The sequence below is a fragment of the Alloiococcus otitis ATCC 51267 genome, from assembly GCF_000315445.1.
GTDB lineage: Bacteria > Bacillota > Bacilli > Lactobacillales > Carnobacteriaceae_A > Alloiococcus > Alloiococcus otitis.
In genome coordinates this window covers 146,906-166,764 of the sequence record NZ_JH992959.1, presented here as the reverse complement: position 1 = coordinate 166,764, position 19,859 = coordinate 146,906, and the positions used below count along the sequence as shown (strand labels likewise).

The following is a 19,859-nucleotide window of genomic DNA, read 5'->3' as shown; positions in this document are numbered from 1 at the left end:
AGCATGTTAGAAGTGAAGGATTTAAGGAAAACTTTCGGGGAAGTGGTGGCAGTAGACCAGCTGTCTTTTACCATCAAAGAAGGCGAGATCATGGGCTTAATTGGCCAAAACGGGTCAGGGAAGACCACCAGTTTTCGCTTGATTTTGGACTTGTTCATACCCGACAAGGGGTCGGTGAAGTGGAAGGGGAAGGCCATTGACAAGTCGATCCACAACCATATTGGCTACCTACCTGAAGAGAGGGGACTCTACCCCAAGCGGACCATTGAAGACCAGGTTTACTACTTTGCCAGGTTAAAAGGGAAGAAGAAAAAAGAAATTGAACCCCTGATTGACCGCTGGATGGACCGGTTTGAAGTCAAGGGCAAGCGGACAGACAAGGTGAAGGAGTTGTCTAAGGGTAACCAGCAAAAAGTTCAATTGATGACCACCCTGATCCATGAGCCCGACCTGATTATCTTAGATGAGCCCTTTTCTGGCCTAGACCCTGTGAATGCTGGTCTATTAGAAGACAGCATTAAGGAGGCAGCTGACCGTGGGGCCTGTATTATCTTCTCCAGCCACAATATGAACAATGTGGAGCAACTTTGCGACTCTGCGGTCATGCTTAAAGATGGTAGACGTGTTTTGGGTGGGAGCTTGGATTCCATCCGGCAAAAATTTGGTCGGACCAAGGTTTACCTGGAAGCACCGGTTACCAGCCAGGCCCTCAGTGACCTAGCAGGGGTTAGCCGGGTCCTAGACTTAAAAGGGGACAAGAAGTTGGTCTACCTGACTGACCCAGAAGCAGGCAAGGCCGTCTTTGACCTGGCTACGGCTGGTGGCTACATTTACCAGTTTAGCCAGCAGCCCCCAAGTTTGGAAGAGATCTTTAAGGGAATGGTAGGTGGCAAGTCATGAACAAAATACTAATCGTTGCTTGGCAGTCGCTGTTAAAGAATTTAAAATCTTGGTCTTTTTATATTATGGTTTTCATGCCGATTGTCTTTCCCCTGATTATTGGTCTGATTTCTTACTTTATATCGAGTTCGACTGATTCGGGTACGGGGGCAGAAAATGTGGACACCATAGCCCTGGTCACTAGCCCAGGTGACCTCTTAGGGGATGAGACCTGGGAAGGCCAAGAAGAGGCCTCCCTAAAGCTTACCCAAGATTATCCCGACCTAGACCAGGCCAAGCAAGCCTATCAAGATGGCGAGATAGACGGCATCTTAGAAATCAGCGGGCAAAGGGACCAGGTTGAAGCCACCCTCTACCATGAGGGCAACTTGTCTTATGCCCTCCCCTACCTTGAAGGTCAATTGAGTCAAAGTCAGGCCCAGGCAAGGGCAGCCGAGCTGGCCATTTCTCAAGAAGATTTGACTGCCTTGACACAAGGGGTTGACATAGGAGATAACCAGTATTTCCTAGCTGAAGATGACACTGCTCCTGCGCTATTCAGCGCTTCAGAGCTGCAAATGGTCTTGGCCGTCTTGGTCAACCTAGTGACCTTCTTTTTCATTCTCTTTTATAGTGGTATGATCTGTGAAGAGATCGCCAATGAAAAAGGGTCCCGGGTCATGGAAGTTATCCTCTCCAGTATCACCGCAAGCCAACACTTTTTTGGCAAGCTTTTGGGCGTAGCCTTTACCCTCCTTGTCCACCTGGCCATCTACTTCCTTTTAGCCCTAGTAGGCTTCTTTTTCCTCCGCCAGAACGAAGTGTTAGACATCATCTTGCAATTTATTGGCCAGTCCCTGGCAAGTGTTCAAGGTGTGCTAGCCTTGTCAGTCCTCTTCGTCGTTTTAGGGGTCTTGTCTTATACTGTTATTTCGGCCTTCCTTGGGTCCTTGGTTACCAAGACAGAGGATGCCAACAAGGTTATGGTTCCCCTTGTCTTCCTAGCCCTCTTTGGTTTTTACTTGGGCTTCTTCATCCAAAGTGGGGTCTTGGAAGATGGGCTTTTGGTCAATGTCCTCTCCCACCTGCCCTTCCTCATGCCTCACATTATGCCCTTCCGCATGGCCATGGGGACGGTAGGGGGCTTGGAGCTAGCCTTGTCAATCGGGGGCAATATGGTCTTCCTCATCCTCCTTACCTGGCTATCTTTAGTCTTTTACCGTAGCAATGTCTTGGTTTACTCTTCTGAAAACTTTATCCAACAAATCAAGCGGTCCTGGTCCTTGATGCGGAGCAACCGCAAGGCTAAAAATAGTTAAAAAACACTAGAAGCTATTTTGTCTGTTGGATTTGCCCCCTCCAAGATGATTTGTTAAATAAAAACCAGGCTCCTCCTAAAGAGATAGGTGGGGCCTGGTTTTTTAGGGAAACTTCCCTAGGCCAGTAAAAAACCTTCCTTGATTGATTTAACCAAGGAAGGAAATGGTTGTTGCCTTAAATAAAAATTAAGAAGAGGGAATAAGCTGCAGTTCCCATTAAGAAAAGTGGGAAGTTGCTTCCCTTGCATTCAGGTAGTTCATCTTTGATAGCGTTGAGGATAATTCCGCCTGCTACAAAGGCTTCTAATAGGGCGATAAAGATGTGATTGATGTGGAAGGCAAAGCCAATGGTCCAACCAAGTAAAACAGTGAAGGTGATAATCCCACGGCCGAACTTGTCATAGAGCTGGGTGAAGTGGTGGCGTAAAACCCAATCGTTAGTAAACAAGTGCAAGCCAATAATTAGGAGGTAGATCAAGGCAGTGGCGGTGGATTCAAAACTTTGGTCTGCTAGGAGGATACCGATGATAATATTGTAGATAGCATAGGGTGTCATGTGGGCCCAAAAGACACGTTGGTGGGCTTCTTCAAAACTAGCATCAGACATGTCCTGGTTGTTAATACGTCTGATAGTCATGGTTAAACGACTAGACTCCATGGCCACTTCCAAGAAGTAAAAAACAATTAAGCCAAGTAAGATGGTGGCAAATAAAAGTTGGAAGGCACCAGTAGCCGATAGGTTGTAGGCAGTCGAAATATCGGCTTGGTAGTGGATTAAGCTTGGCAAAAGGTGGAAGAAGACATAGGCAATGGAAACCCCACCGACAAGAGAGGAAAATTTAGCAATCAAAGAATGTTTATTTAAATGGAAAAATTTCGAAAAATAGTGAATAAATGTAAAACCAACAACTACAATAGCGTTAGTATAGTGCATTCCGATACCTTCTTTCTTATCACTGACGAGACCGATTATACGCCCTTATTTTGTGAAGTCAACACAAATTCACGTAAATTTTCAAGTAAGTGTTTTCAGCTAATCGCCTTGCTATAAAGCTTACATTAAGCCATTTTCAAGCCGTCCCTTATTTAAATATGAAATATTTCACAATCACAAGGATAGGCCTTGTCGTAACTGGCACCAGCCAGGACAAGCCAAGTTAGCCGACCAAGTAAAAAGAAAATACCAGAATTTATTTGGAATTATTTGCGAATTTTCCTAGTCTTTTTTTCGGGGCTATGTTACTATGTAGTTAGCGCAGGACAATAGCGGACATATGAACCGTGTCAGGTCTGGAAAGAAGCAGCACTAAGTATTGCTCCGTTATGTGTCATGCGTACATATTACATAGTGCTTTTAAAGCAATTATTTATATTCATAGTGTAGAGAGTCAGTGGGAAGTGGACCTGCTGGCTCTTTACTTTATCCAATATTTGGTCAATCTTGGGCACAGATTTTCTTGTGGCTCAGGCTATAATTAAGAAAGAATTTCTTATATAATAAAGTGACGATGTTTTAGGAGGGGAGAGCTATGACCCACCAGGCCTTATACCGGGTATGGCGGCCACAAAGCTTTGCAGATGTATCCGGCCAACATGTGGTCACCAAGACCCTAAAGAATGCCATAAAAAATGATAATACCAGTCATGCCTACCTATTTACTGGACCCCGGGGGACGGGCAAGACCAGTGTGGCAAAAATATTTGCCAAGGCAATTAACTGCCCCTACTCGGATGACGGGGAGCCTTGCAATGAATGCCAGATTTGCCAGGAGATCACCCAGGGTAGTCTAGGCGATGTCATCGAAATCGATGCGGCCAGCAATAATGGGGTGGAAGAGATTCGCGATATTAGAGAAAAGGCCAATTATGCCCCAACTTCGGCCGTTTACAAGGTCTATATTATCGATGAGGTCCACATGTTATCCTCTGGGGCCTTTAATGCCCTCTTGAAAACTCTGGAAGAGCCACCAGCCAATGTAGTCTTTATCTTAGCAACGACCGAACCCCACAAAATTCCCGCTACCATTATCTCCCGGACCCAACGTTTTGATTTTAAGCGGATTGACAACCAGGACATTATTGACCGCTTAATTTATATCTTAGAAGCAGACCAGGTGGCCTACAGCAAAGAAGCCGTCCTAAACCTAGCTAATGCAGCTGAAGGTGGGATGAGGGATGCCTTAAGCATGCTGGACCAGGCCTTAAGCTTTATGACAGATGAGTTAACGGAAGAAGTCGCCCTCCAGATTACGGGGAGCATTACCCAGTCCCTCTTGCTTGAATACTTGCAGGTTATTAGCCAAGGCCAGACGGAAGAAGGACTCAAGCTCTTGCAAGAAGTTTTAGGGGAAGGCAAGGACCCTAGCCGGTTTGTGGAAGACGCTATTATGATAACCCGGGACCTCTTGCTTTACCAAACCAGCCAAGGCGATAATTTTGTTCCTAAATTGGCTCGGTTAGACGACCAGTTTAAAGACCTGGCAAGAGACTTGGACAAGGAGATGGCCTACCATATTATTGATGTCCTTAACCAAACCCAGGATGACCTCCGTTTAAGTAACCACGGTGAAGTTTATTTGGAAATAGCTACTGTCAAGCTCAGCCAGCCTTCATCCGCCGTCCAGACCATCCAGGCCAGTCAAGTCAATATGGTGGACCAGGACAATAAAGAAGAGATTGTCCAACTTAAAGACCAGGTTAAGTCCCTCCAGCAAAGTATTCAAAACTTACAAGCAGGAGCCAAACAAGGTCCTAAGCAAAGAGCCAAGTCAAAAGCTGGCTCCAAGCAATCTGGCCCTGGTAAGTCTAGACCCCACCGCCACCAGCAAGGCTTCAAGGTTAACCGGAAAGCCGTTTACTCTATCCTGGACCAGGCGACTCGTAAGGATTTGGACGACCTCCAAGACCTCTGGCCAGACTTGATCAATGTACTGACCATTAGTCAAAAGGCTATCTTGAACAATTCCAAACCAGTTGCTGCTAGTCCAGAGGGTTTGGTGGTGACCTTTGAATATGATATTCTATGTGAGAGAGCAGAGTCTGATGAGACCTTGCAAACGGCTATCGGCAATTACATCGAAAAAATTATCGGCCGCCGTCCAAGACTGGTCTGTGTGCCTGAAGATAAGTGGCCGACTATCCGCCGAGATTTTATCAAACAGATGAAAAAAGAAGATGGCAGTTCCAAAGATGGCCAAGCCAACGGCGATGACCAAGATGATGACCCTGGTCAAGAAGACAACCAGGCCCTTAACAAGGCTGTGGAACTTTTCGGTAAAGACAATATTACAATCAAAGATTAAGGAGTTTATACTATATGCGTGGAATGGGAAATATGCAAGGTATGATGAAGAAGATGAAGAAGATGCAAAAGGAGATGGAAGAGGCTCAGACTAAGTTGAACGAAAGCCAATTTACTGGTTCAGCTAACAATGACTTGGTCCAAGTTACCTTAAATGGAGAAAAGAAGGTCCAAGCTGTGACCATTAAAGAAGAGATTGTGGACCCAGAGGACAAGGAAATCATTGAGGACTTAGTCCAGCTAGCCATGAACGATGCCTTGGACAAGGTAGACCAAGAAACTGAACGTGTCATGGGCAAGTACACCAAAGGACTAGGCGGTTTACCAGGCTTTTAGTTAGACTTTTGACTGGCTATAGAGAAGTTATTATGAAGGCAAGTTAGGAAGTATCAGAGTGGTGAACCACTCTGATTTTCAACGTTTAAGGAAAGTTGATAGAGAAGGTGACTTGATGCAGTACCCCCAACCCATTGCCCGCTTGATGGACAGTTATATGAAACTACCCGGAATCGGTGAGAAAACCGCAGCGCGCTTGGCCTTTTACACCGTCAAGATGCGGGAAGAGGACGTGACTGACTTTGCCAAGGCCTTGATTAGCGTCCAGCGTGACCTGACCTACTGCTCCATTTGTGGCAATATGACCGAAGAGGATCCCTGCAGTATTTGTAGTGATGACAGCCGGGACCAGTCCACTATTTTAGTGGTCGAGCAGGCCCGGGATGTCCTTTCCATGGAAAAAATGTCTGAATACAAAGGGCTTTACCATGTCCTCCACGGCATCTTGTCCCCGGTGGAAGGGACGGGTCCGGAAGACATTAATATTGCTGATTTGATTAAACGTCTCCAGGAAAATGAAGTTGAAGAAGTCATTATCGCCACTAATGCCACAGCTGAAGGGGAGGCAACCGCCATGTACCTGTCTCGCTTGATCAAACCTTCTGGCATCAAGGTGACCCGGCTAGCCCATGGACTGTCGGTCGGTAGTGATATTGAATACGCTGATGAAATCACCTTGCTCAAGGCGGTTGAAGGCAGACGAGAGATGTAGAAGTTAGGAGGATAAGATGCCAGGGATTTTTATTAGCCTAGAGGGGCCAGATGGGTCGGGCAAGTCCAGCTTGACTCAAGTGCTTGTGCCCAAGATCAGGGCCTACCTCAATAGAGAGGTTATCCAGACCCGGGAACCGGGTGGCAGTCCATTGGCGGAAGACATACGCCAACTGATCTTAGACACCAGCCACCAGGAAATGGACCCCAAGACAGAGGCGCTCCTCATGGCCGCTTCCCGCCGTCAGCACCTGGTCGAAACTATCCTGCCCAAGTTGGAGGCCGGAGCGGTGGTTGTATCGGACCGCTATGTGGACTCTTCCTTGGCCTATCAGGGAGCAGGACGCCAGTTGGGGCTGGAGGTGGTTTGGTCCATTAACCATTTTGCCATCCAGTCGTTTATGCCTGACCTTACCCTCTATTTGGACATAGATGCCCAGGCGGGACTCAACCGGATTGCCTCAAAAAATGGCCGAGGGGTCAGGGACCGCTTGGAGTTGGAAGATATTCACTTCCATAACCGGGTCCGCCAGGGCTATCATAGTCTAATTGCCCGTGACCCCAACCGCTTTATTGTTATTGATGCTAGCCAAGAGCTTAACCAGGTGGCCGACTTAGCTTGGCAGGCAGTAAGGGAACGACTTGCAGAATTAAGAAATTAAGTTAAACTTAAACTAGCAGTATAGTCCCATCATGAGGAGGAAGCAAAATGAAACTTGTCGTAGCCATTGTCCAAAACCAGGACAGTAAACGTTTATCAGACCAATTTGTAGAAAATGGTGTCCGGGCTACCAAATTATCATCGACTGGTGGTTTTTTACGGGCAGGGAACACAACATTTATTGTGGGTGCAGATAACGACCGCATTGATTTTGTCTTAAATATCATCCAAGAAAATTGTTCAACAAGGGAACAAAAAATGGTCAACCCGCCTTCTTATGACTTTACCCTAGAATCGGACCTGTCTTTCCCAATCGATGTTGAAGTGGGCGGGGCGACAGTCTTCGTCCTCCCAATTGACCAGTTTGAACAGTTTTAACCGAGTCAACCACAAGGTGGGATAAGATGGACTTAGCAGAAAAACAAGCAGGAGTCTACCAACTTTTCGACCGAATCCTGGCCAACCATGCCCTCAAGCATGCCTATCTTTTTGAAGGCTTGTCCGGAGTCGGCAAGTTGGAGATGAGCCGGTATATTGCCAAGAGACGGTTCTGCCCTAACCAAGACCAGGGCCAGCCTTGCCAAGTTTGCCCCACCTGCTTGCGCATTGACCAGGGTCAACACCCTGATGTGATAGAGATAGCCCCTGAGGGCAAGGGGCGGTCGATCAGGGTAGACCGGGTACGACAGGTCAAGGATGCCCTAAGCAAGTCTGGAGTGGAGAGTCAAAAGAAAATGATTATCCTTAACCAGGCTGATAAAATGACCCCTAGTGCCGCCAACAGCCTGCTTAAATTCCTGGAAGACCCAGCTGGGGATGTAACGATTTTCTTGTTGGTTGCTAGCCGGCAAAATCTTTTGCCGACTATTGTTTCCCGCTGCCAGGTTATCCAGTTTGCCAAGCAGGATTTAAAGACTCGGATTATGGACTTAGTGGAGGCCGGTTTGTCCCAAGAAGAGGCTCACTTGGCTAGCCACCTTACCCAAGACTTGGACTTGGCTAAGTCCCTCATTGAGGAAGACGACTTGCTGTCAGTCAGCCAAAAAATTTGGCAGTGGTTTAGCTATCTGGTGAACCGAAACGATTTAGCCTTTATCCTAGTCCAAAGAGACTTAATGGTCTATATCCAAGACCGGGATGACTGCCAAATGGTTTGTGACCTAATCCTATACCTCTTCCAAGACCTGATCCACCTGCACTACCACCTAGATAGTCCGGCCTGCTTTGTAGGTCATGAAAGTGACCTCCGCTACTTTATGGACCGGCTTTCGATCAAGCAAGTGTCTTATGCCATGCAAGCTACCCTGCAAGCTAAAAGAGAAGTGGACCACAATGTGGCGAGTCAGGCTGTTTTAGAAGGCTTGACCTTGGACTTGCAGGAAAGTATCGGTTAAGCGTTTTAAGCTTGCTGGAGGCTGTCAAGCAAGGGCTAAGGCAAGGAAACTGGATTGGCTTCAGGCTTGCACCAAGATTGAACAAGGAGTTAAGAGAGTGGTGACTTATGGATAAAAAAGGCCTATATGATACCATCCTCAATTTAGAGAACCAGGCCAAGGACTTGGCTGACCAATTAGCTGGTATTAAAGAAGAAGTATCCGAAATGACCCAAGAAAACCACACCCTCCGGATGGAAAACCAATACCTGAGGGACCGACTGGATTCGGAATTGAGCCAAAAAAGCCCTGACAGCCAGGTGCCAGACCAAGTTCCACCGGCAGACCCCAACAACCCATCTGGTTTAACCAAGTCCCGGCTAAACTTGGAAAATATTTATGAAGATGGCTTCCATGTCTGCAACCTCTTCTTTGGCAAGCGCCGGGAAGGAGACTCCCCTTGTGCCTTTTGCCTGGAAGTTATCTACGGTGACCGAGACCAAAAACAAGACTAAGGCAAGGTGGACCCTACCCTAACCGGCTCTTAGCTTGCCTGGTCTCACCAACAAGCTAGTCCCCGCTAGACAAAGCAAATAGTCAGGGGGTAAGCAGTGCAGGGCTAGGAGGAGCTTAGGTGGCAAGTGACAATTCATTAAAAGCTGGCGAGCGGGTGGACCTCTTGTATCCCAGCCGGCGTCAGATTATCCAAAGCAAAAAGACTTTCTCCTATTCCGTTGACGCCATCCTCCTAGCCCACTTTGCAAAGCTGCCCAAGTCTAGACATGCCAAGCTCTTAGACCTTTGTGCGGGTAACGGTGCCGTTACCCTCCTATTAGCTGACCAAACTTCCGCCAAGCTGGTAGGGGTTGAGATCCAGGAAAAACTGGTTGACATGGCCAGGCGGTCAGCCAGTTTAAATGGCTTAAGTGACCAGGTTGACTTCCTTCAAGCTGACCTGGTGGATTACAGCCAGCAAGTCCCGGCCGGAAGCGTGGACTGCCTGACCTGTAATCCGCCTTACTTTCAGTCAAGCAAGACCAGGCAAAATAAGCTGGCAGCCTATGCCCAGGCCCGGCATGAGGTAACCTTAGACCTGGCCAGCTTGCTTGAGGCGGTGTCCCGGCTCTTGAAGAACAAGGGTCTTGCCTACCTGGTTTATAGGACGGACCGACTCGTCGAATTGATCGACCAGTCTTTGACTTATAGCCTAGTCCCCAAGCAAGTCCAACTGGTTTATCCGAAGTTCAATAGACCTTCTAAGTTCTTTTTAGTGAAACTGATTAAGCAAGGTTCCAAAGCCGGCTTTCAGCTGGATCCACCTTTTTATATTATGGACGACAAAAGCAAGTATACCGACCAAATGATCCAGGTGTTAAAGGGAAATGGTTAAAAGCTATTTTTATGTCCTCTTATGCAAGGATGACAGCTTGTATGGGGGCTATACTACAAACTTAAGCCGCCGCCTGAGTCAGCATAGTGCTGGTGTGGGGGCCAAGTATACCAGACCCCAGTCTAGGCGACCGGTCAAGCTCCTTTTTGCCCAGACCTATCCTTCTAAGAGTTTAGCTATGCAGGCAGAGTATGCCTTTAAGCAATTAACCCGGCCTAAAAAGGAAGCATTTTTAGGTCAAAAAGGGGTAAGGATTCCCTTTGACAGAAGGCGGAAGAGCGTTATCAGAGATGAGGAGGAATAAGGCGTGGCCAAGCCCAGTCAAGACCAAGCAGAAGTTAAAATCCAAAGAAGTTTTAAGGGACCAGATGACCATGCCGGCCAGCTCTACCTCGTTCCCACCCCTATTGGTAACTTAGACGACATGACCTTCCGGGCGGTAGCAACCCTGAAGTCGGTGGACTTCATTGCAGCTGAAGATACCCGGCATACCCAAAAGTTGCTCAACCATTTTGGCATTGACACCAAAAAGATCAGCTTCCACGAACACAATACCCAATCCAGGCTGGCTGAATTGGTGGACATCCTCCAATCTGGCCAGTCCATTGCCCAAGTCTCAGATGCCGGTATGCCTTCCATCAGCGACCCAGGCATGGAATTGGTTCAAGCCGCCCTTGACCAAGGCATATCGGTGATCCCCTTGCCGGGGGCCAATGCCGGGCTGACTGCCTTAATTGCTTCCGGTATCCCGCCCCAACCCTTTTACTTCCATGGCTTTTTGCCCAGGGGTAAGTCGCAGATGAAAGATTGTTTACAAGACCTGGTGAACAAAAGGGAGACCCTGGTCTTTTATGAGTCTCCCCACCGGCTCAAAAAATGTCTCAAGGCCATGAACCAGGTCTTTGGTCCCGACCGTTACCTGGTTATAGGCCGGGAGTTGACCAAGGAGTACGAAGAATTTATTCGGGGAGAGCTAAAAGAAATATTAAATTACCTGGAAACCGTCCCATTGCGGGGAGAATTTGTTATAATAGTAGCAGGTAATGACAATCCACAAAGCCAGGATCAACAAGACTGGCAGGCTTATTCCCTTGAAGACCATGTGGCCAAGATCATGGCAGACCAAGACTTATCCAGCAAGGCTGCTATTAAAGAGGTAGCCAAGATCCGCCAGATTTCCAAGCGGCAGGTTTACGCTGCCTACCACGACCTAGACTGACCCTAAGGAGGCCATTTGATGAAAAAGTACTTATACCTATTGACTGTGCCCTTTTTATTAACTGCTTGCTTTAACGATGACCAAGCCAAAGCACCGGAAGCTGAAGACCCGGTTGTAGAAGAGGAGAGCCAAGAAGCAAGTCAAAACTCCGCGGACGACCAGTCTAATGAGGACCAGTCTGGAGACCAAGAAGACACTGGTCAAGAGGACTCTGACCAAAAAGAGTCTGACCCAGACTCAAGTGACGGCCAAGACAGTCAGGATGGCGGAGGAGATGACCAAGCCCAAGCTGGAGACGACCAGGATCAAGAATCCCAGTCAGGAAGTGGTGACCAAGTTGCCTCTACTTCTAACCAACCTGGTCAAGGCAAAAATTCAGGTCAGTCGGCTTCATCCAGCCAGGCTGGTCAAAGCAAGCCAGCAAGCCAAAACAACCAAGCTGAAGCAGACCCTAACCCAGACGGACAAGAAGACGTCAGCCAAGACCAGGCTGACCAGTCCATTGAAGCCGTCCAGCCCTACCTGGACGGTAATACCGACAACTACCTCTACTTAACCCACTTAGAAGAAGATGGCCAGTGGTTGCAGGTAGAAGTTCGAGAAAACATGCCGGGCCAAGACCATACCAACTTGGTGGCTCTTTTCCGTCGCAACCTTGAAAGCGGGGAAATCGAGGCCTTTGACTTCATTACAGGAGTCTACCAAGCCGTCGAATAAAAAATCAAAAAACCACCCTAGCCAGGCCATCTGGCAGGGTGGTTTTTGTTTAGCAGGCTTGGGTTTTAGAGGGGTCTTTACGCAAAAAAGCCGGCCACCATAACGGGGGGCCGGCTCAAGCTTGGTTTAAGTAGGTTAAACTCGGTTTTTATAGGACAAGAAGGCAGAAACCAAGAAAACGATGATGGATAGGAGTAGGAGGTAGGCGCCAATTTGTAGGCTAACTAAATTACTTATCTGTCCAACTTGGCTCATGTTGTAGAGATACAGACCGAAAGTGATTACTCCTAAAAGGGTTGTTAAGACTGCAACGATCAGCATGCCCAGTTTTTTCTTAAAAAAGAAGAGGACAAGTCCGATAATAAATAAGATGATGTAAAAAATGCCGTCTCCAATATTGCCGTTAGCGACCATTAGGTTTGTGGACTCGGAAAAACCAAAAGCAGAGACTTGGGCAAAGGGTAGAAAGGGGGCAATAATGCCCACAATGCCAGAGATTAAGTATAGGATATCGTAAACTTGCCACTTATGCTGGCCTTTTTCATGGGCTTGGGTCTGGTGTTTGGGCTGGCTGCCTCTTGGTTCTAACTGGTCTTTGTCTTCTGACATACGCATAACCTCCATTATTCTTTGTAACTTTTATTCTACCAAAAAAATAATTCTCAGCAAGCGATAAGCCAGGCTTTGGGCCAGTTGAGCCAATAGGGAGGATACAGGATCTGTCCCCTTTAACTTTAGGTGGAAAATGATTTCGAGGATCTTAAGCAATAGCAAAAAATATGACAATATGTCATAATATAAAAAAGGAGGTTTTAAAGCTGACTAAGCAAATTTTAGTATTGGTTGATTATGATAAGGCCTACCTAGACAGGATCCAGGACCTAGCCCAGGACTATGACCTAATCCAGTCCTTGGAAGAGGCCGACTTTTCTCAGGTTGAGATTGTCTTGGGCTGGGATTCGGACCTGGAAGATATTATTGCCCGGGGTGACCATTCAATCAAGTGGATCCAAGCCAAGTCCGCTGGGGTCGACTACCTGCCCTTGGACTTATTAGCAGACCAGGGAATTATCTTAACGTCTGCTTCCGGCATGCATGCTCAAGCTATTACGGAGACCGTGTTTGCCATGATTTTGGGCTACGCACGCCAAGTTTTCCAATCTCGCCACTATCAAGCACACAAGTATTGGGGCCAAGAGGATGTCGACCTCTTTGAACTGAAGGGGAAGACTTTGGCTGTGATCGGCCTAGGCAATATTGGCCAAAAAGTGGCTGACATTGCCCAGGCATTTGGCTTAAAAGTGGTCGGTGTGAACCAGTCGGGGACAACGGATGCACCGGTTGACGCCATTTATCCGTCAGATCAAATGGATTCGGTCTTAGGCCAGGCAGATATAGTGGTCAATATCCTGCCCTTAACCGACCAAACAAGGGGCCTTTACAATGCTGAGTGCTTCCAGGCCTTTAAGGACCAGTCAGTCTTTATCAATGTGGGGCGGGGGCCCAGTGTGGTCACAGAAGACTTGGTGGCAGCTTTAAATGAGGGGAAAATCGCCTTTTGCGGCTTGGATGTTTTTGAAGAAGAGCCTTTACCGGAAACCAGTCCCCTATGGGAGATGGATAATGTCCTCATCACCCCCCATATTGCTGGCGAAATGGCTGACTACAATGCTCATTTGTTCCCTATTATTGAAGCAAACTTGTCCTCTTATATCAACCAGCAGGATGTAGCCCTCAACAAAATTGACTACCAAAAAGAATATTAAGGAGATCGTTATGTCAGATAAATTATTCAAAAGATCTGAAGTAGACCCTGGTCTGAAGTGGGATCTTACTTCATTATTTCAAACGGAAGCAGATTTTGACTTGGCCTTGGAAGACCTCGTCAAGGACGTTGACCAATTTGTCCAAAAATACCAAGGCAAGCTAAAAGACCCAGAAGATGTGCTAACTTCAGTTAAAGACTTAGAGGCCATCCTAGCCCGCTTGCAAGACATCCACCAATACTCTTACTTACCTGTATCTGTTGACATCACCGACAGCCTAGCCAAGGACCGGTCTCAAAAAACCTCTTCCATTGTTGCCCAAGTGTCGACCAAACTGAGTTTTTACAATTCAGAGTTGACCCTCTTGGATGACCAAGTTTTAAGAAAAGTGGCAGACTTGGACCCCAACTACCAAACCTTTGTGGAGAATATCATTAAACTAAAACGACACCAACTCCACCCGAAAGTAGAAGAGACCCTGGCCAGCTTAAGTCCTGTTTTAAATTCTTTTGAGGAAATCTATGAACAGGCCCGGTCTGCTGATGCAGATTATGGCTCCTTCCTAGCCCAAGGTCGGGAATACCCCCTAAACTTTGTCTCCTATGAGGAAGTTTATGCCTACGATGAATCCCAAGAAGTTAGACGGAAGTCCTATGACCAGTTTAATAAGGTCTTAGGCCAGTATAAAAATACGGTTGCCACTAACTACTACAACCATGTCTTAAGAGACAAGATTATGGCAAACCTCCGTGGCTTTGACTCAGTCTTTGACTACCTCTTAGAGGACCAAGATGTGGGTTTAGACCTCTACCACCGGCAAATCGACATGTTGATGGAGGACTTTGCCCCTGTCATGCGCAAATACATTAGCCATGTTAAGGAAGTCAACGGCCTGGACAAGATAACCTATGCCGACTTGAAGATGGACTTGGATCCGGATTACACCGAACGCTTAACCTTGGGCGAGTCCAGGGACTTGATTAAGCAAGCAACCCAAGTCTTAGGACAAGACTATGTAGCTATTATGGACCAGGCTTATGAAGACCGGTGGATTGACTTTGCCTCCAATATTGGTAAGCGGTCCGGGGCCTTTTGCTCTCAAGCCTATGCCTCCCACCCCTACATTATGTTGTCCTGGTCAGGTATCTTAAGTGATGCTTACACCCTTATCCACGAATTGGGCCATGCTGGACAGGGTTACTTGGCAGCCCAAAACCAAGTCCAGACCGCCTTTAGACCTTCCACTTACTTAATTGAGGCACCGTCCACCTTTAATGAATTGCTCCTGTCAGACTACTTGCGCAAGGAGGCAACTAGTCCAAGAGCAGAGCGGTCCATTATCTCCAAAATGATCTCCAAGACCTACTACCACAACTTTGTCACCCATCTCTTGGAAGCGGCCTACCAAAGGGAAGTCTACCGGTTAATTGACCAAGGCAAGGGCTTTGATGCTGACAAGTTAAGTCAAATTAAAAGACAGGTCTTAGAAGACTTCTGGGGCGATGCTGTGGAAATTGAACCAGGAGCAGAATTAACCTGGATGCGGCAAGTCCACTATTACATGGGTCTATACCCTTACACCTATTCAGCAGGACTCACCTTAGCTACCCAGGCCTTCTTGAAAATCAAAGAAGGCGACATTGATGTTTCGGCCTGGCTAGACTTCTTGAAGCTCGGTGGGACTAAAAAACCGATCGAAGCGGGTAAGGTAGCTGGCGTTGACCTCGACACTGAAAAACCACTGGCGGACACCATCCATTACTTAGACCAAGCAGTGGACCGGATGATTGCTTTAAGCCAGGAAATCGAATAGTTTAAAGTCAGGAAAGAGTTGGCAACTTGGCCAACTCTTTTTGCTTGGTTTTCACCAGTTTAAGCCCTGGTTTCAACTTTTCGCCTAAAAAGCAGAGGAATTTGGGAATAAACCTTTACAAGCTAAGATTTTTTTCGGTATATTATAAGTAGAATTTATAAGCGTTTTCCTTAAAATTATAAGACTATTGAGAATGACTATAATAAAGGAGGATTTGGGTATGGCTGAGAGTCGATTTGTTTTAAAGGGTTATCATGGGGGGACCTTTTTAGAAGGCAACAGGGATAGAAGCATAGACCAGGCTATCACAAAGGCCCAGGCACCAGGGATTTTAGTCTTTCCAATGACCATGCATATTGGCCAAGCAGCTAAGCCAGTTGTTAAGGTCGGTGATTCGGTTAAGATTGGCAGTCTTTTGGGCCAAGCCCAGGGTCATGTGTCAGCCAACATTCTTTCATCGGTCTCCGGTCAAGTTGTTTCGGTCGAAAACCGTATGCTCAACGGCCGCCAGTTAGAATGTGTCATTGTCAAAAATGATTATCAAGATGACCAGGCCCCAGCCCTAACTGGTTTTGGGGAGGACCTTGACCCAGAAACAATTATAGACTTAATCCGCCAGGCTGGTATCGCCGGAATGGGGGGTGCCGAGTTTCCGACGGCAGTTAAATTGATCCAAGACGAGGGCGAAAAAATCAACCACTTGATTGTCAATGGGGCCGAGTGTGAGCCCTATGCTACATCTGACTACCGGACTATCCTCGAAAAGAGCGAGCAAATCCTGGAAGGGATCCGCTTGCTTGACCAGGTTTTTGAAGTCAAAACCATCACTATTGCCTTGGAGAAGGATATGGCTCAAGCTAGCCAAGTCTTAGAAAAGCAAATAGCCCAGACTGGCTATAGTAAATGTCAGGTGAAACTACTGCCAACCCAGTATCCCCAAGGGGCTGAACGGAAATTGATTGAAGTCTGCAAGGGACTTCAAGTCCCATCAGGTGGCCTACCTAAAGATGTGGGTTGCCTGGTCTCAAATGTTGGGACCCTGGTGGCCATCTACCAGGCTGTCCGGCTGGGCAAGCCCTTAACTGAAAGGGTGGTTACCGTAACCGGAAGTCCCATTAAAGAACCAAAAAACCTACTAGTCCGGATTGGGACACCGGTGGATGACTTGATCGACCAGTGTGGCGGTTTTGACCAAGCCCCACGCAAGGTTATCTTAGGTGGCCCGATGATGGGTCAAGCTATTAATGACGGGGGCATTCCGATTTCCAAAGGGACAACCCATGTAACCTTCCTGGCGGCTGATGAAGTCGACCAGCGGAACCGGATGGATTGTATCCGGTGTGCTGAGTGCCTGAATGTTTGCCCAGTCGGTTTACAACCTATTTTAATCAGCAATGCATATGAAAGAGGGGATATCCAGGCAGCCCAGGAATTAGGGGCCTTGGACTGTATTGAATGTGGTAACTGCTCTTATATCTGCCCATCCCACATCCCTCTCTTAGAAAATATCCGTAAGGCCAAAGTGACCATCCGGGAAAGAGAGGGATAAAAATGGCTAAGACTAGACTAGCAGATTATGACTTAGTAACGGATCAATCGCCTCATATCTTTGAAGGCTGGGATAGCCAGTGGCAAATGCTGCAAGTTATCCTGGCCCTAATGCTACCGACTTTAGCAGGGGCTATCCTATTTGGACCGACTGTTTTAATCCATGTGGCTATTGCTGTGGCAGTGACCGTTTTAGTGGAGTGGGTCTATGAGCGGGCCGTTCGCAAGCGGTCGACCATTCGTGACCTGTCGGCAGTTATCACTGGGATCTTAGTAGCCTTGTCCATGCCCAATGGGACCCTCTACGCCACTACTGGCCTTGTAGCCCTCTTGGCTATCTTAATCAAGCTGATCCCTGGTGGGATGGGGTCCAACCGCTTTAATCCAGCAGTGACAGCCAGGGTCATCCACTTACTATTCCCTTGGTTTTTTAACTTCCAATTTGTCGGCTGGCTAAATGATTTCTTTGGCCTATCCTTGGACCAGGTTTCGACGGCTTCCCTCCAAGCCTATGTCCCTAACTTAGGGCCAGATGCCTATACCACGGTAACTCCCCTGATCTTTAATTTCCGTGGCGGGGGCGACTTTTCCGGCGCACCTCCTTTGTGGGACCTTTTTATTGGCAATACTGGTGGTTGGGGCGGCGCCATGGGGGAAACGTCCACCCTGGTGATCTTGATTGCTATGGTTTATCTGATCCTAAGACGGGTCATTGTTTGGTATAAGCCTGTTTTATTCATCGCGACTGTGGGACTCTTTATGTATTTTTATGGAGTCATGGACTTGGAATTTATGACCTACCACTTACTGAGTGGGTCCCTAGTCTTTGCAGGGGTCTTTATGGTGACCGATTACCCAACAGCTGGCCTGACCCGAATTGGTCAAATTGTCTTTCCCATTGGGGCTGGACTTCTGGTGGGCTTGTTTAGGACCCAGGGCTTTGCCCCAGAAGGTGTGGGCTTGGCCATAGTAACCATGAATGCCGTCATTCCATATGTGGACCGGTTAGCCTTCAACAAGGTATACGGTCATACCGACCGTCCCTTTTTGGGTATGGGCTACAATGACCGAGAACCCTTTAAAAAAGTAGATCCATTAGCAGAAAGATAAAATTTTATTAAGTGAGAACAATCTCACTGCATTAGGCAACTTGACAAGACCACATCCTGGTCAAGTTGCCTTTTTTTGATATTCTGGTAGGTTTTTATCTTGTTTAAGATCTTACATATTTAGTTTTTCCTAAAATATGGCACGTTTACTTGTTAGGTTTGGACTTATAAGAAAAGCTAATTTATAATGATTATAAACAGATAAAAAATCCAGTCATTTTTGCTGAAAATAAAAGTGAAAATGCTAAACTTTAGCCTTTAATTAAGAATGAGAATAATGTATACTCTAGCTAAAGGTATTATTTACATAAATAATATTGGCCTTGTAGCGAGCTACAGGTGCGATTGTTAAGCGAAGAACAAGCGGAAGGAAGGAATTATCATGGCGTTTTCTTTTATGCATAAAGAAAAGGGATCACACCCTGATGGTAATAAACAGTACACGGAGCACAAGGAAATTGTTGATGCTAGTGTTCCTAAATTAATGGTTTACCCCATCGCAATGCACATTGGGGCTCCAGCAGAACCAGTTGTAGAAGTTGGCGATGAAGTCAAAGCAGGGCAAATGATCGCAGAAGAAGGCGGCTTTGTCTCAGCCCACGTTTACTCTAGTGTCTCCGGTGAGGTCGTTGGCATTGAAGACCGACCTTCTGATGGTGGTGGGACTGTTAAAAGTATCATTATCAAAAATGACTACAAGTATACCCAGGCGGATCCCATTATCGAACCCGGTCGTTCCCATCAATTGTCCAATGATGAGATCTTAGATACCGTACGGAAGGCTGGTATCGTTGGGATGGGTGGGGCAACTTTCCCAACAGCTGTCAAGCTCGACCCACCAGAAGGAACCACCATTGATACCATTATCCTCAACGGGGCTGAATGTGAACCCTTCTCAACTTCAGACCACCGTGTTATGTTAGACTATGCCCAGGAAGTGGTTAAGGGACTAGAAATTATCTCTAGATTATATCCAGGACTGACCAAAACTTATATTGGGATTGAAGACAATAAAAAAGACGCTATTGAAGTCTTGAAAAATGAAACCAGCCACATGAATGAGGTTACTGTCCGCACCCTACCCCACATGTACCCACAAGGTTCTGAGAAAAACTTGATCCAAAACCTCACTGGTCGGGAAGTGAAACCAGATGAATTGCCAGCAGACAAACATATTATCTTGCTCAACGTGTCTACTTGTCGGGCGATTTACCGGGCTTGTGAGTTAGGTGAACCCCTCACTGAACGGGTTATTTCTGTAGCTGGGGCCCCTCTTAAAGAACCCAAAAACTTAAAAGTCAAAATTGGAACCCCAATGGACTCCATCATTGATGACTGTGGCGGCTTCATTGACTACCCGGGTAAAATTTTATCTGGTGGTCCTATGATGGGGAAAGTTATCACCGACTTAGGCGTTCCAGTTCCCAAAGGGATGACTGCTTTAACCATCTTAACCAAGGAAGAAGCTGAAGTCGAAGAACGGGAAGACTGTATTATGTGTGCTGAGTGTCTCAACGTTTGCCCAGTCAGCCTGCAACCAATTTTGATCTCGGAAGCCTTCGAACGCGGTGAGATTGATAAAGCTGAGAAACTTGGAGCTATGGACTGTATCGAATGTGGTAACTGTTCCTTCATCTGCCCATCCAACATCCCACTCCTTGACAATATCCGTGGCGCAAAAGCTGCCATTAATGCCAAAAAAGAAGAGGAGGAATAA

General features: G+C 47.0%; 20 protein-coding genes and 1 other RNA gene. 19 read left to right on the top strand and 2 right to left on the bottom strand.

Annotation, left to right across the window (positions count from 1 at the left end; genetic code table 11):
- Nucleotides 1-3 precede the first annotated feature (3 nt).
- On the top strand, nucleotides 4-900 hold the full coding sequence (locus tag HMPREF9698_RS05565; RefSeq protein WP_003778158.1) for an ABC transporter ATP-binding protein: 897 nt from the start codon (nucleotides 4-6) through the stop codon (nucleotides 898-900).
- A complete protein-coding gene (locus HMPREF9698_RS05560; RefSeq protein WP_003778155.1) occupies nucleotides 897-2,198 on the top strand; it encodes an ABC transporter permease in 1,302 nt (433 codons plus the stop codon). The genes HMPREF9698_RS05565 and HMPREF9698_RS05560 overlap by 4 nt, the downstream gene beginning before the upstream one ends.
- Nucleotides 2,199-2,373: 175 nt before the next feature.
- On the opposite strand, the gene HMPREF9698_RS05555 is transcribed toward HMPREF9698_RS05560, so the two are convergent.
- Nucleotides 2,374-3,132: a hypothetical protein gene (locus HMPREF9698_RS05555; RefSeq protein WP_003778153.1), complete on the bottom strand. Its 759-nt coding sequence runs from the start codon at nucleotides 3,130-3,132 to the stop codon at nucleotides 2,374-2,376.
- A 316-nt stretch (nucleotides 3,133-3,448) separates the two neighbouring features.
- Between HMPREF9698_RS05555 and ffs the strand changes: the two genes are divergently transcribed.
- From ffs to HMPREF9698_RS05500, 12 genes are all read left to right on the top strand, one after another.
- An RNA gene (gene ffs / locus HMPREF9698_RS08670) (signal recognition particle sRNA small type) lies at nucleotides 3,449-3,540 on the top strand.
- A gap of 187 nt (nucleotides 3,541-3,727) precedes the next feature.
- Entirely contained in the window at nucleotides 3,728-5,500 is a 1,773-nt protein-coding gene (dnaX, locus tag HMPREF9698_RS05550; protein ID WP_003778150.1) for a DNA polymerase III subunit gamma/tau, read from the top strand.
- A gap of 14 nt (nucleotides 5,501-5,514) precedes the next feature.
- The gene (locus HMPREF9698_RS05545; protein ID WP_003778148.1) at nucleotides 5,515-5,835 is read left to right on the top strand and encodes a YbaB/EbfC family nucleoid-associated protein; all 321 of its coding nucleotides are present in this window, start codon (nucleotides 5,515-5,517) and stop codon (nucleotides 5,833-5,835) included.
- 115 nt (nucleotides 5,836-5,950) lie between these two features.
- Nucleotides 5,951-6,547 carry a recombination mediator RecR gene (recR, locus tag HMPREF9698_RS05540; protein WP_040292664.1) on the top strand — a complete coding sequence of 199 codons (597 nt, stop codon included), beginning with the start codon at nucleotides 5,951-5,953 and terminating at the stop codon, nucleotides 6,545-6,547.
- A 16-nt stretch (nucleotides 6,548-6,563) separates the two neighbouring features.
- A complete protein-coding gene (tmk, locus tag HMPREF9698_RS05535) occupies nucleotides 6,564-7,208 on the top strand; it encodes a dTMP kinase (protein WP_003778144.1) in 645 nt (214 codons plus the stop codon).
- A gap of 47 nt (nucleotides 7,209-7,255) precedes the next feature.
- Nucleotides 7,256-7,585: a cyclic-di-AMP receptor gene (locus HMPREF9698_RS05530; RefSeq protein WP_003778143.1), complete on the top strand. Its 330-nt coding sequence runs from the start codon at nucleotides 7,256-7,258 to the stop codon at nucleotides 7,583-7,585.
- A gap of 26 nt (nucleotides 7,586-7,611) precedes the next feature.
- On the top strand, nucleotides 7,612-8,601 hold the full coding sequence (gene holB / locus HMPREF9698_RS05525; RefSeq protein WP_003778140.1) for a DNA polymerase III subunit delta': 990 nt from the start codon (nucleotides 7,612-7,614) through the stop codon (nucleotides 8,599-8,601).
- 107 nt (nucleotides 8,602-8,708) lie between these two features.
- Nucleotides 8,709-9,095, top strand: a complete 387-nt coding sequence (locus HMPREF9698_RS05520) for a DNA replication initiation control protein YabA (protein WP_003778139.1) — start codon at nucleotides 8,709-8,711, stop codon at nucleotides 9,093-9,095.
- A gap of 119 nt (nucleotides 9,096-9,214) precedes the next feature.
- Nucleotides 9,215-9,970, top strand: a complete 756-nt coding sequence (locus tag HMPREF9698_RS05515; RefSeq protein WP_003778137.1) for a tRNA1(Val) (adenine(37)-N6)-methyltransferase — start codon at nucleotides 9,215-9,217, stop codon at nucleotides 9,968-9,970.
- A complete protein-coding gene (locus HMPREF9698_RS05510) occupies nucleotides 9,963-10,274 on the top strand; it encodes a GIY-YIG nuclease family protein (RefSeq protein WP_003778135.1) in 312 nt (103 codons plus the stop codon). The genes HMPREF9698_RS05515 and HMPREF9698_RS05510 overlap by 8 nt, the downstream gene beginning before the upstream one ends.
- Nucleotides 10,275-10,313: 39 nt before the next feature.
- A complete protein-coding gene (gene rsmI / locus HMPREF9698_RS05505; RefSeq protein ID WP_040292662.1) occupies nucleotides 10,314-11,189 on the top strand; it encodes a 16S rRNA (cytidine(1402)-2'-O)-methyltransferase in 876 nt (291 codons plus the stop codon).
- An 18-nt stretch (nucleotides 11,190-11,207) separates the two neighbouring features.
- Complete coding sequence (locus HMPREF9698_RS05500) at nucleotides 11,208-11,906, top strand: hypothetical protein (RefSeq protein WP_003778130.1); 699 nt, start codon at nucleotides 11,208-11,210, stop codon at nucleotides 11,904-11,906.
- Between the two features lie 135 nt (nucleotides 11,907-12,041).
- On the opposite strand, the gene HMPREF9698_RS05495 is transcribed toward HMPREF9698_RS05500, so the two are convergent.
- Complete coding sequence (locus tag HMPREF9698_RS05495; RefSeq protein ID WP_003778129.1) at nucleotides 12,042-12,515, bottom strand: hypothetical protein; 474 nt, start codon at nucleotides 12,513-12,515, stop codon at nucleotides 12,042-12,044.
- Nucleotides 12,516-12,745: 230 nt separating this feature from the next.
- Between HMPREF9698_RS05495 and HMPREF9698_RS05490 the strand changes: the two genes are divergently transcribed.
- From HMPREF9698_RS05490 to rsxC (HMPREF9698_RS05470), 5 genes are all read left to right on the top strand, one after another.
- Nucleotides 12,746-13,672, top strand: a complete 927-nt coding sequence (locus HMPREF9698_RS05490) for an NAD(P)-dependent oxidoreductase (protein WP_051011797.1) — start codon at nucleotides 12,746-12,748, stop codon at nucleotides 13,670-13,672.
- 10 nt (nucleotides 13,673-13,682) lie between these two features.
- The gene (gene pepF, locus HMPREF9698_RS05485) at nucleotides 13,683-15,485 is read left to right on the top strand and encodes an oligoendopeptidase F (protein WP_003778125.1); all 1,803 of its coding nucleotides are present in this window, start codon (nucleotides 13,683-13,685) and stop codon (nucleotides 15,483-15,485) included.
- Nucleotides 15,486-15,705: 220 nt separating this feature from the next.
- Nucleotides 15,706-17,034 carry an electron transport complex subunit RsxC gene (gene rsxC, locus HMPREF9698_RS05480; RefSeq protein WP_003778123.1) on the top strand — a complete coding sequence of 443 codons (1,329 nt, stop codon included), beginning with the start codon at nucleotides 15,706-15,708 and terminating at the stop codon, nucleotides 17,032-17,034.
- Between the two features lie 2 nt (nucleotides 17,035-17,036).
- Complete coding sequence (locus tag HMPREF9698_RS05475; RefSeq protein ID WP_003778121.1) at nucleotides 17,037-18,143, top strand: RnfABCDGE type electron transport complex subunit D; 1,107 nt, start codon at nucleotides 17,037-17,039, stop codon at nucleotides 18,141-18,143.
- 381 nt (nucleotides 18,144-18,524) lie between these two features.
- On the top strand, nucleotides 18,525-19,859 hold the full coding sequence (gene rsxC, locus HMPREF9698_RS05470) for an electron transport complex subunit RsxC (protein ID WP_003778119.1): 1,335 nt from the start codon (nucleotides 18,525-18,527) through the stop codon (nucleotides 19,857-19,859).